The sequence below is a fragment of the Streptomyces sp. NBC_01320 genome, assembly GCF_035974375.1.
GTDB classification, from domain to species: Bacteria; Actinomycetota; Actinomycetes; order Streptomycetales; family Streptomycetaceae; genus Streptomyces; species Streptomyces yanii.
The window spans coordinates 7,890,150-7,902,498 of sequence record NZ_CP108390.1 but is presented as its reverse complement, the minus strand read 5'-3'; the positions used below and the strand labels follow the sequence as shown (position 1 = coordinate 7,902,498).

Sequence of the window (12,349 nt, the reverse complement as noted above, 5' to 3'; positions counted from 1 at the left end):
TCCCTTCAGTCACGCGGGAGGCCGAGAATGCGCTCGGCGACGACATTGAGCTGAACCTGGGTGGTGCCGCCCGCGATGGTCAGGCAGCGGGACATCAGAAATCCGTGCAGGGCCCGATCCCCCGGACCTTCCGCGGTCGCGCCCGCAGGTCCGAGCAGTTCCAGGGCGAGTTCGGCGACCTTCTGCTGGTGGGTGGTCTGGACGAGCTTGCGTACCGAGGCTCCGGCGCCCGGCTCCAGTCCGGACACCTGCTGCAGCGTGGTCCGCAGTCCGATGCAGGCGAGTGCGTGCGCCTCGGCGGCAAGGGCGCCGAGGCGCGCCCGGTAGCTGCCGTCGAGCTCGCCGGAACGGTCGATGAGCGCTTCCAGTCCGGTGTCGAAGGTCATCTGGTCGGCCATGTGGACGCGTTCGTTGCCGAGGGTGTTGCGGGCGACCCGCCAGCCGTCGCCCACGTCGCCGACGACGGCGTCGCTGGGCAGCAGGGCGTCGTCGAAGTACACCTCGTTGAAGAGGGAGTCGCCGGTGATCTCCTTCAGCGGGCGGATGTCGATGCCTTCGGTGTTCCTCATGTCGACGAGGAAGTAGCTGAGCCCCTGGTGCTTGGGGGCGTCCGGGTCGGTCCTGGCGAGCAGGATGCCGTGATCGGCCCACTGGGCGGCGCTCGTCCATACTTTCTGGCCGTTGATCCGCCAGCCCTCGGAGGTCCGCTCGGCCTTCGTGCGGAGCGAGGCGAGGTCGGAGCCGGCGCCGGGCTCGGAGAACAGCTGACACCAGAGGAGTTCGCCGCGCAGGGTGGGCATGAGGTAGCGGTCCTGCTGCTCCGGTGTCCCGTGTGCGAGGAGCGACGGCACCACCCAGGTGGCGATCCCCAGGTCGCTCACCTTCACTCCCTGCTCCTTCAACTCCTGCTGCACGGCGAGCTGGTGGAGAGGTCCGGCGTCCAGACCGTAGGGGGCGGGCAGATGCGGGGCGGCGTAGCCGGTCGGGGCGAGGACGCGGCGGGCTGCCTTCGGGTCGAGCCCCCGGGCGGCGGCGACGGCCTCGCGCGCCTCGGCGCGGTGGCGGTCGGCCTCGGCGGGGAGTTCGAGGGCGAGTTCGCGGCGTGCTCCGCCCTCGGCCAGCCGGAGGGCCCGCAGCCGGTGGGCGTCCCCCGCCCCCAGCAACTGCCGCGCCACGAGCGCCCGGCGCAGATGGAGGTGGGCGTCGTGCTCCCAGGTGAAGCCGATGCCGCCGAGGACCTGGATGCAGTCCTTGGCGCAGCTGTACGCGGCGTCGAGCGCGGTGCCGGCGGCGAGGGCGGCGACCAGTCCCCGTACCTCCGGGGCTTCGTCCGCCGCGCGGGCGGCGTCCCACACCAGGGCGCGGGCCTGTTCGACGCGGACGAGCATGTCGGCGCAGAGATGCTTGATGCCCTGGAACCGCCCGATGGGACGGCCGAACTGTTCGCGGACCCTGGCGTACGCGACGGCGGTGTCCAGCGCCCGGGAGGCGGTGCCGCACGCCTCGGCGGCGAGGAGGACGGCGGCGAGATCACGGACGGCCGCGGAGTCGATCCGTACGGCGCGGTCCGCGGGTACGAGTACGCCGTCGGCCCGGACCTCGGCGGTGGGGCGGGTCGGGTCGGCGCCGCGGTGCGGGCGCACGGTCAGCCCCTCGGTGGCGGTGTCGACGGCGAACCAGAGGGTGCCGGCGGCCGATTCGGCGGGGAGCAGAAGCAGGTCGGCGTCGGCACCCGAGAGCACAGGCGGAGCCGTGCCGTCGAGAAGGTGACCGTCCTCGCCGTCCACGACGGTGAGGGTGCCGGGGCCGAGGGCGACGGCGCCGATGCGGGTACCGGCGGCGAGGGCGCCCAGCAGGTCGCTCCCGCCCGCGTCGCCCAGCACCGCCGAGGCGAGCGCGTTCGCCAGGTACGGGCCGGGGAGCGCGGCCCGTCCCGCCTCCTCCAGAACCACGGCGAGGTCGAGGAGTGTGCCGCCTGCTCCGCCGTGCTCCTCGGGCAGATGGACGCCGAGCAGCCCCTGCTCGCCGAGATCGCCCCAGTAGCCGGGGCGCACGCCGGGTGCGGAAGGAGCGCTCGCGTCGAGGAGCTTGCGAATCTCGTCCGGGGGTACGGCGCGCGCCAGCCACCCCCGTACGGCCCGTGCCATATCCCGCTGTTCCTGGGTGATTCCGATGCCCATGTACGGATCCTCGCCGGTCGCGGCCACTGGAACGGCGCAAGAGTAGAACACGTTTCAATCTGATGGAAGGTCAGATGACCGCACGGTTCCGGCCAAGTACCTCGCCATGTCCTGTTGGTACCGCGTTCACCGGAATACCCCGGACCTGCGGAAGCGTTCAACGTGCACACACTTGGCGGTCGGTGCCGCCCGCCGCCGGACCCGCACTCCGCCCTCACCCCTCTTCCTTCCTTCCGCCGCCCGGAGGCCGCAGGTATGCCACAGACGACGAACGATCAGCACGTCGAGGAGCAGCAGCTCCCCGATCCGCGGGAGCGACGTGCGGGCGGCGGTGTCGTCCCCGTACTCGCCTTCGCGGGTATCACCGTCGCGGTGATGCAGACCCTGCTCGTCCCCGTCATCAAGGACCTGCCCGCCCTTCTTCACACCGATCCGTCCAACGCCACCTGGGTGATGACCGCGACGCTGCTCGCCGGGGCCGTCGCCACGCCGATCATGGGCCGGCTCGGCGACCTCCACGGCAAGCGGAGGATGCTGCTCGCCAGCCTCGCCGTCATGGTGATCGGCTCGCTGGTCTGCGCCTTCACCGAGGAACTCGTCGTCATGATCGTGGGGCGGGCGCTCCAGGGCTTCGCGATGGGCGCCATCCCGCTGGGCATCGGCATCATGCGCGACGAGCTGCCGCGCGAGAATCTCGGCTCGGCGATGGCGCTGATGAGTTCCTCGATCGGCGTGGGCGGCGGGCTCGCGCTGCCCGGCGCCGCGCTGGTCGCGCAGCACGCCGACTGGCACACGCTGTTCTTCGGCGCCGCCGGGCTCGGGGTGCTGTCGATGGCCCTGACCGTCCTCGTCGTACCGGAGACCTCGCTGCGCGCGCCCGGCCGGTTCGATCTGCCCGGTGCGCTCGGGCTCTCGCTCGGTCTGGTCTGTCTGCTGCTGCCGATCACCAAGGGCAGCGACTGGGGCTGGACCTCGGGCACCACGCTCGGTCTGATCGCCGCGTCCCTGCTGATCCTGGCGCTGTGGGGGCTCTTCGAGCTGCGCAGCCCGGCGCCGCTGGTCGATCTGCGGACCTCGGCCCGGCGCGAGGTGCTGCTCACCAACCTCGCCTCGGTGATGGTCGGTGTCGCGTTCTACGCGGTCTCGCTCGTCCTGCCGCAGCTGCTGCAGCTGCCGACGTCGACGGGGTACGGCCTGGGGCAGTCGATGGTCGTGGCGGGGCTGTGCGTGGCGCCGCTGGGTCTGACGATGATGTTCGTCGCCCCGCTGTACGCCCGGCTGTCCGCCCGCCGCGGGCCCAAGGTGTCGCTGATGCTCGGCCTGCTGGTCATCGCGATCGGTTACGGGGCGGGGCTCGGTCTGATGAGTGCCGCCTGGCAGACCGTGGTGATCGCGGTGGTGCTCGGGGCCGGTATCGGGCTCGCGTACTCCTCGCTGCCCGCGCTGATCATCGGGGCCGTCGATCCGTCCGAGACGGGCGCGGCCAACGGTCTGAACACCCTGATGCGGTCGATCGGTACGTCGGTGTCGAGTGCCGTGATCGGCATGGTGCTCGCCAACACCTCGGTGCGGATGGGACCGGTGTCGGTTCCCTCGATGGAGGGATTCCGGACCTCGTTCATGATCGCTACGGGTGCGGTGGTGATCGGTCTGGTGCTGGCCGCGTTCCTGCCTTCGCAGCGCGACGCGATGCGGCCGGTGCTGCTGGCGAGCAGCGCGGACGAGGCGGCGCCCGTCCGGGAGGCGTCGCATGCCGTCGCCGGTTCGGGCGGGTTCCGCGGCCGGGTGCTGGATGCGGACGGCATGCCGGTGGCCCGCGCCAACGTCACACTGATCGACCGGACGGGCCGGCAGGCGGGACTCACCGTGACGGACGAGGCCGGCAGGTACGCCCTGACCGCCCCGTCCTCCGGCGGCAGCTTCGTGCTGGCCGGGTCCGCCACCGGGTACGCGCCGCGCGCCTGCCCGGCGGCGTACCCGGCGAGCGGACTGCCCGTCGAGATCGACCTCGTGCTGACGGTCAGCGCACCGGAGCGTCGAACCGCGGTGACGTCATGAGCAGATGGGAGACGTCCGACCCCGCCGGGAGTTCCTGCGGCTGCGCGCCGCGGGTGAACAGCCGCGCGGGGCGGGCGCCCTGCACCCGGGCCTGGCGGCCGTTGACGCGCAGCCAGGATCCCTCGCGCAGGCCGAGCACCGGCACGTCGTTCTCCTCCAGGAACTCGGTCAGCCGCTCCTCGCGGGTCTCGCCCTTGTGGGTGCTGGCCGGGTCCGGATCCAGGTAGTGCGGGTTGATCTGGAACGGGACGAGGCCGAGCGCCTCGAAGGACGGCGGCTGAACGATGGGCATGTCGTTGGTGGTACGGAGGGTGGGCGCCGCCATGTTCGTACCGGCGCTGGCCCCCATGTACGGCAGCCCGGCGCGCACCGCCTCGATGACGGCGTCGCGCAACCCGGTGCGGTAGAGGGCGCTGAGCAGCCGGAAGGAGTTGCCGCCGCCGATGAACACAGCGTCGGACGCGGCGAGTTCGGCGGTCGGGTCGGCGTTCTCATGGACACCGCGGACGGTGATGCCGGACGGCTCCAGGGCGTCACGGACGCGTGCGGTGTACGTGGTGTAGTCGGCCAGCGCGTAGGGGACGAAGGCCAGTCGGGCACCGGAGGGCAGGAATCCGATAACGGTGTCGAGGGCGTGTTCCAGGTAACCACGGCCGTGCTGGGTGGAGTTGGAGAGCAGAAGCAGATTCACAGGGTTCCTCGGACGACTCAGGTGATTCGGACGGTTCGGGTGACTCGGGGGGCACCGGTATCCCGGTGACCCGGACGTTCGGGCGGGTCAGTCGGTGGTACGGGGGCGGCGGGCCCGCGGCTTCGGGCGCTGCGGTGGGTGGGTGAGCCTCTGCTCCAGGAGCTGGGCCGCCTGGCGCAGGGCGTCGAGCCGGTCCTCGGGCGCCCCCCGGAACCGCTCCTCGCCACCGCCGAGGCTGAGGCTCCCGTACGGCTCGCGCCCCAGGAACACCGGAACGGCGACGGTCGCGATCCCGGTGTCGTACTCCCCGACGGTGCAGGCGTACCCCTGGGCACGGACCTTCAGGAACTCCTGTTCCAGCTGGTCCGGGTCGGTGACGGTCCGCTCGGTGAAGCGGGCCATGGGGCGGCCGCGGAACAGCCGGTGGCGCTGCTCATCGGGCAGGTAGGCGTAGTACGACTTGCTGGTCGCCCCGGCGTGCGCCGGGTAGAGCTCGCCGACCAGGGGGTAGTAGCGCAGCGGTCCGGTCTCGCCCTCCTCGGCGGCCACACACCGCATGTGGAAGCTGTCCGGCAGGCAGAACAGGACGGTGTCACCGGTGGCCCGGCGCAGCTCCTCCAGGACCGGCCCGGCGAGCAGTTCCAGCGATCCGGAGCGCTCCCAGAGCCGGCCGAGCCGCAGCACGGCGGGGCCGATGCGGTAGCGGCGGGTGGCCGGGTCGGAGACCAGGAAGCCGCGGCCGGCGAGCGTCGCGAGGAGCCGCTGGGCCACCGAGGTGTCCCAGCCGAACTCCTCGGCGACCTCGGTCACACCCCAGTCCGGCCTGGTCCGCTCGAACGCGAGCAGCACGAGGAGCGCCCGGTCGACGGTTTGCAGGGCCCCGGCGGGGGTGCGCCGGTCCAGATCGAAGTCCGCCATCGTCATCTCACCATTCAGACCTGAATTGCAAATAACGGGAAACAGTTGCGCTCAACGCTATCCGATCCCGAATCTGCTCTCAGCACCCCGTCCGGCGCCCGTGACTCCCTGCCGGGCGCCGGACGGGTGTGATGGATGCGCGAGAAAGGCCCCCCATGTTGAAGTACGTGCTGGACATCCTTGACCTGCTGGACGACCCCCAGGCCAACGGCAAGACGGTCGTCGAGTACCTCGACTCCGTAGCGGGGGCCGAGGGCTCGTCCGCGCAGGTCACCACGGTCGCCGGCGAACGGGGCTCCACGGACTTCGTGCTCGTGAGGATCCCCGGCAGCCAGGGCCGCACCTCCGGCGGCAGCGCCCGCACCCTCGGTGTGGTCGGCCGCCTCGGCGGCATCGGCGCCCGGCCCGAGGTGACCGGTCTGGTCTCCGACGCCGACGGCGCGGCAGCCGCCGTGGCCACCGCGGCCAAGCTGCTCGACATGCGCCGCCGCGGCGATGTGCTGCCCGGCGACGTGATCGTCGCCACCCACATCTGCCCGGACGCGCCGACCGAGCCCCACGAACCGGTGCCGTTCATGGGCTCGCCCGTGGACATCGCCACGATGAACCGGCACGAGGTGACCGGCGAGATGGAGGCCGTGCTCTCCATCGACACCACCAAGGGCAACCGGATCATCAACCACAAGGGCCTGGCCCTCTCCCCCACCGTCAAGGAGGGGTGGGTGCTCCGGGTCAGCGAGCAGCTCGGTGAGCTGCTCGCCGTCGTCACCGGTGAGCCGTTGGTCACCTACCCGGTGACCACGCAGGACATCACGCCGTACGGTAACGGTGCACATCACATCAATTCCATCCTGCAGCCCTCCACCGCGACGGCCGCTCCGGTCGTCGGCCTCGCGGTCACCTCGGCCGCCGCGGTGCCGGGCTGCCAGACGGGCGCGAGCCACGAGACGGACATCGCGTCCGCCGCCCGCTACGCCGTGGAGGTCGCCAAGGCCTACGGCAGTGGCCACCTGGACTTCCACGACGCGGTGGAGTTCGACAACCTCGTCAACCGCTACGGGTCGCTGGCTCACCTGCAGACCTTCGGCCGTACACCCCAGGAGTCCTGATGGCAGCCGCCGCCCCGCAGGCCGAGGCCAAGAGCATCGGCAGCGACGACTACTCCCTCTCGCGCGTCCCGCGCGACAAGAGGTTCGGATTCTGGTCCATGCTGCTGCAGTGGCTGGCCCAGTCCGGCTCGATCTCGCAGTTCACGCTCGGCGCCACCATCGGTGTCGGCATGACCTTCGGGAACGCCTTCCTCGCCTTCACGCTCGGCGCGGTGATCCTGGAGATCGTCATCTTCGCGATCGGTCTGGCCGGGATGCGCGAGGGTCTGGCGACCCCGATGCTGACCCGCTGGGTCGGCTTCGGCCGCAATGGCTCGGCGCTGGTGAGCTTTGTCATCGCGGTCAGCCTGGTCGGCTGGTTCGGGGTCCAGAACACGATCTTCGGCAACAGCGTCTCGGCGCTGGTCGGCGGGCCGTCCTGGATATGGTGCGTGCTCGCGGGCATGGCCATCACCGCCCTGGTGATCTTCGGCTTCCGCTACATGGCGGTCTTCGCGAAGATCGTCACCCCGCTCTTCTTCGCGATGGTCGCCTGGTCCGTCGTCTCGACGCTCAAGGACCACTCGATCAGTGACCTGATCAACTCGCCGCCGCCCGGCCAGACGATCCCGCTCGCCGTCGCCGCCACCGCCATCGCGGGCGGCTTCATGACCGGCGCGATCGTGGCCCCGGAGATGACCCGCTACAACCGCAAGGGCTCGCACGTCTTCATCCAGAGCGCCTCGTCGATGATCCTCTCCGAGTACATCGTCGGCATGACCGGTGTGCTCCTCGGCCACCTGGTCAAGAGCAACGAGGTGTCGCACATCGTGCTCTCCACCTCGGGCGCCTTCGGCGTCATCGTGGTCCTGATGTCCACCGCGAAGATCAACGACTGGAACCTGTACGGCTCCTCGCTCGGCGTCGTCAACTTCTTCCAGGTCGTCTTCGGCAAGCGGCTGCACCGCGGCGCGGTCACGATCGTCCTCGGCATCGCCGGCACGGTCCTGTCCGCGATCGGGATCATGACCCACTTCACCGAGTTCCTCTCGATCCTCGGTGTGGCCATCCCGCCGATCGGCGGCATCATCGTGGCCGAGTACTGGGTCGTGAAGAGGATGCGCAAGCCGCTGGACGACACCCGCGAGGCCGAGACGCTGCCGAGGACCTCGCCGACCTGGGTGCCGATGTCCATAGTCATCTGGATCGTGGCGTTCTGCGTCGGCAAGTTCTACGACGGCGGCATCCCGGCGCTCAACTCGCTGGGCACGGCCTTCGTGCTGTACGCGGTGCTCGGCCTGCTGGGCTGGGTCAAGCCGTACGGCACCTCCACCCTGGGCGACGAGGACAGCGCTGTCCCCGCCTCCCGCGCAACGACCTCCGTGGGAGCAGCATGACCACCCCCGACCCCGCCGCGCCCCTCGTCCCGGCGTCCGACCGGGCTCAGGCCGAGGTCATCGACCTCTGCGCCGAACTGATCCGGTTCGACACCTCCAACCCCACCAGCAACGAACGCGCGAGCGCCGACTGGGTGGTGGGCCGTCTCGCCGAGGTGGGCATCGACTCCGAGCTGGTCGAGTCCGCCCCGGGCCGGGCCAACGTCGTCGCCCGCATCGCCGGCCGCGACCCTGAGCGCGGCGCCCTGCTGGTCCACGGTCACCTCGACGTGGTCCCGGCCGACGCGTCCGAGTGGCAGGTGCCGCCGTTCTCCGGCGAGATCCGCGACGGCTACCTCTGGGGCCGCGGCGCGATCGACATGAAGGACACGGTGGCGGTCATGATCGCCACTGCTCGGCACTTCGCCCGCACGGGCACGAAGCCTTCCCGCGACCTGGTCCTCGCCTTCCTCGCCGATGAGGAGGCGGGCGGCAGGTTCGGCGCGCACTGGCTGGTCGAGCACCGTCCGGAACTGTTCTCCGGGGTGACCGAGGCGATCGGCGAGGGCGGCGGTTTCTCCTTCGCCATCGACGACACCCGGCGCCTCTACCCGATCGAGAACGCCCAGCGCGGCATGGCCTGGATGGAGCTCACCGCCACCGGACGGGCCGGCCACGGTTCGTCCCCCAACGACGAGAACGCGGTCACCGACCTCGCCGAGTCGTTGACCCGGATCGGCCGCCACACGTTCCCGATCCGCCTGATCGAGCCGGTCCGCGCGCTGCTCGAAGAGGCCGCCCGCCTCCAGGGGGTCGACTTCGACGAGGACGACATCGAGGGCAGTCTGGCGAAGCTGGGCCCGGTCTCCGACTTCATGCAGGTCGTCCTGCGCAACTCGGCGAACCCGACCATGTTCGGCGCCGGTTACCAGACGAACGTCATCCCGGGGAAGGCCACGGCCCGCGTCGACGGCCGGTTCCTCCCCGGACACGAGCAGGAACTCATCGACACCATCGACCAGTTGCTCCTGCCGTCGGTCAGCCGCGAGTGGGTCAACCACGACATCGCGATGGAGACGACGTTCGACGGCCCGCTCGTCGACGCGATGTGCGAGGCCGTACGCGCCGAGGACCCGGACGGACACCCGGTCCCGTACTGCAACCCCGGCGGCACGGACGCCAAGGCCTTCACCCACCTCGGCATCCGCTGCTTCGGCTTCAAGGGCCTGAAGCTGCCGCACGACCTGGACTACGGCCGGCTCTTCCACGGCGTGGACGAGCGAGTCCCGCTGGAGGGGCTGCGGTTCGGGGTCCGCGTCATGACCCGACTCTGGCAGAGCTGCTGAGCCGATCCAGCAGCTCCGCCGGGGGCCGCCCCGACCCGGGCCCACCCCTCGTACGCCCCCGCCGGACCTGTTCCGGCGGGGGCGTACGGCATGGAGCGCAGCCCTGCCCGAGCCGTACCCGGACGTTCACGACCGCTTCACGGAACGGTCAGCCGGGGCGCCCCTCCCCCTCCCTGTGACCACCTAGCGTCCTTGGTTCAGACCGGTTACCGACTCGTTATGATGACCGCGCCAGAGACAAGGAACCCCCGTGAGAATCACCCCTCTTGTGATCGTTGCCGCGTCCGCGGCCCTCGCCGCACCGACCGCTGCCCACGCCGAGCCCGACACCTCTCACCCGCCCGCGACACCCGGTGTGAGTGCGCCCGGTGGGCGGTACGAGCACGCGGTGACACTGAAGTTCAGCACCGAGCGCGGAACCACCGTCCGCTACACGCTGGACGGCTCGACCCCGACCCGCGGGAGCAGCGTCTACTCCCCCGGCCGCCCGCTGCGGATCACCGAGGACACCAACGTCACGGCTGTCGCCTTCCACGGCAGTCAGGCGAGCCCGCCCGTCTCGTACGGCTACCTGATCAAGACGCAGGAGAAGCCGCTCGCCACGTTCGTCGTCATGTCGGACGTCCACGTCGGCGACCACGCGCACAACGACAAGAAGTACGAGAGCTTCTTCGACACCATCGGTTCGATCTTCCCGAACCCGGACGCGATCCTGTCCAACGGCGACATGATCAACGACAACGGCGACGGCAAGGGTCCGGACCACAGGATCGTCTCGGAGATCTTCCAGGCGAACCTCAAGCGCAAGGGCATGGACAGCACCCAGCTGCTGATCTCCAACGGCAACCACGACGCGAGCCTCGCCGCGATACGGGCCGGCTACCCGAAGGCGTGGTTCCCGGACTCCGGCGGCGGCTACTACGAGTCCGACGTCAAGGGTGTGCACCTCTTCACGGTGAACACGGAGACGTACAACAACGACACCGCGCAGCGCACCTGGCTGAAGACCCGCCTGGCCGAGCTCACCGCTGACCCGGCGAACGCCAACCGGCCGATCCTCGTCCAGGGCCACCGCCCCACCACCGGAACGGCGATGGACGGCCAGCAGGCGTCCAACCCGCGGCTGGCCGAGGACCTGAGCGCCTTCCCGCAGGCGATCCTCTTCAGCGGCCACTCGCACCTCAACATCAACGACGACCGGTCGATCCACCAGCGCGACTTCACGTCGGTCAACGACGGTTCGATGTCGTACGTCGAGATCGACCACGGCTACCAGATGGTCACCGGGACGGGCCTCGCCAACCGCTTCGAGTCGCCGACCGCCCAGGCGCTCTTCGTCGAGGTCTACAAGGACCGTACGGAGATCGACCGCATCAACATGGCCGCGGACCAGCACGACATCTACGCCGGAGGCCAGTGGTCGGCGAGCTGGCAGCCGCCGTACGCCAGCGCGGGCACACTGAGCGGTCCGGGCTGGACGGTACGTCTGAAGGGCTCGACGAACCAGCAGATCAAGGACAACTTCCGGTACACGGCCGCCGAACGGAACAAGGTGGCACCGGAGTTCACCACCGGCGAGCCGCTGACAGCGGTGCGCGGCCCCGAGGGCGCCACCGCCGTGCGGATCGCGCAGGCCCAGGACGACCAGATGGTCCATCACTACGAGGTCGACATCACCGACACGACCACCGGCACCAAGGCCGTCTCGTCCAAGGTCCTCTCCGACTTCTACATCATGCCGCACCCCAACACTCTGGACATCCCGGTCCCGGGCGCGGTGGCGGGCCACGCGTACGAGGCGCGGGTCGTGGCGGTGGACGCGTACGGCAACGCCTCCCCGGCCGCGACGCTGACGTTCACCCGCTGACGCGCCGGAAAACCCCCTGGAGCGGTGGGCCGGCGGGCCCACCGCTCCTGCGGCCGCACCAGATGTCGGCCCTGTCGGCACATGCCACCCCGCCGACAGCGCCGACCGGCCCGTACGGCACGATGAGGCGCCGTTTCATTCCCGTACGACCAGGAGGAACCCCGTGGCCGCCGAGCCCGAGCCGGAGATTCTCGCCGCCTTCCAGGCGGCCAAGGGCTTCATGCCGGTGGTCGAGGGGCTCGCCCTCCACGCGGCCGCCACCGACGCCGCCGCGCTCGGTCTGCCGCTGCTGGAGGTCGGAACGTACTGCGGGCGGTCCACGATCCTGCTCGCCGACGTCGCCCGGGCGGCCGGTGTGACCGCACTCACTGTCGACCATCACCGGGGCAGCGAGGAGCAGCAGCCCGGCTGGGAGTACCACGACCCGACCGTCGTGGACCCGGAGGTCGGCCGGATGGACACGCTGCCGACCTTCCGCCGCACGCTGCACGCGGCGGGCCTCGAAGACCATGTCGTGGCGCTCGTCGGACGGTCCCCGCAGGTCGCGGCCGTCTGGGGCGGGCAGCTCGGCTTCGTCTTCATCGACGGCGGGCACACCGACGAGCATGCGAACGGTGACTACGAGGGGTGGGCGCCGCATGTCGCCGAGGGCGGGCTGCTCGTGATCCACGACGTGTTCCCCGATCCCGCGCACGGTGGCCAGGCGCCGTACCGGGTGTATCTGCGGGCGCTGGAGTCCGGGGCGTTCACCGAAGTGTCGGTCACGGACTCGCTGCGCGTCCTGCGCCGTACCGGAACGGGGATCTGAGCCGCCGGATAGCATCG

At 70.6% G+C, this 12,349-nt stretch carries 9 protein-coding genes; 6 read left to right on the top strand and 3 right to left on the bottom strand.

All coding sequences use genetic code 11. The features are described from left to right. Positions 1-5 precede the first annotated feature (5 nt). Entirely contained in the window at positions 6-2,180 is a 2,175-nt protein-coding gene (locus OG395_RS35970; protein WP_327246656.1) for an acyl-CoA dehydrogenase, read from the bottom strand. A gap of 255 nt (positions 2,181-2,435) precedes the next feature. On the opposite strand from OG395_RS35970, the gene OG395_RS35965 reads away from it, so the two are divergent. Beyond that, the gene (locus OG395_RS35965) at positions 2,436-4,238 is read left to right on the top strand and encodes an MFS transporter (RefSeq protein WP_327246655.1); all 1,803 of its coding nucleotides are present in this window, start codon (positions 2,436-2,438) and stop codon (positions 4,236-4,238) included. On the opposite strand, the gene pepE is transcribed toward OG395_RS35965, so the two are convergent. Continuing rightward, entirely contained in the window at positions 4,201-4,929 is a 729-nt protein-coding gene (pepE, locus tag OG395_RS35960; protein ID WP_327246654.1) for a dipeptidase PepE, read from the bottom strand. The two genes, OG395_RS35965 and pepE, sit on opposite strands and share 38 nt — an antisense overlap. Before the next feature lie 87 nt (positions 4,930-5,016). Then, entirely contained in the window at positions 5,017-5,847 is an 831-nt protein-coding gene (locus OG395_RS35955) for an IclR family transcriptional regulator (protein WP_266986191.1), read from the bottom strand. A gap of 155 nt (positions 5,848-6,002) precedes the next feature. Here OG395_RS35955 and OG395_RS35950 point away from each other — a divergent pair, with 155 nt between their 5' ends. The 5 genes from OG395_RS35950 to OG395_RS35930 all read left to right on the top strand — a co-directional run bounded on the left by OG395_RS35950 (position 6,003) and on the right by OG395_RS35930 (position 12,332). Further along, complete coding sequence (locus OG395_RS35950; protein WP_327246653.1) at positions 6,003-6,956, top strand: DUF1177 domain-containing protein; 954 nt, start codon at positions 6,003-6,005, stop codon at positions 6,954-6,956. Next, positions 6,956-8,332: a cytosine permease gene (locus OG395_RS35945; RefSeq protein ID WP_327246652.1), complete on the top strand. Its 1,377-nt coding sequence runs from the start codon at positions 6,956-6,958 to the stop codon at positions 8,330-8,332. The genes OG395_RS35950 and OG395_RS35945 overlap by 1 nt, the downstream gene beginning before the upstream one ends. Next, the gene (locus OG395_RS35940) at positions 8,329-9,657 is read left to right on the top strand and encodes a M20/M25/M40 family metallo-hydrolase (RefSeq protein WP_327246651.1); all 1,329 of its coding nucleotides are present in this window, start codon (positions 8,329-8,331) and stop codon (positions 9,655-9,657) included. The genes OG395_RS35945 and OG395_RS35940 overlap by 4 nt, the downstream gene beginning before the upstream one ends. A 250-nt stretch (positions 9,658-9,907) precedes the next feature. Next, positions 9,908-11,524, top strand: a complete 1,617-nt coding sequence (locus tag OG395_RS35935; protein WP_327246650.1) for a chitobiase/beta-hexosaminidase C-terminal domain-containing protein — start codon at positions 9,908-9,910, stop codon at positions 11,522-11,524. 220 nt (positions 11,525-11,744) lie between these two features. After that, positions 11,745-12,332, top strand: coding sequence for a class I SAM-dependent methyltransferase (locus tag OG395_RS35930; RefSeq protein WP_384034252.1), 588 nt, complete (start codon positions 11,745-11,747; stop codon positions 12,330-12,332). Positions 12,333-12,349: the final 17 nt, after the last annotated feature.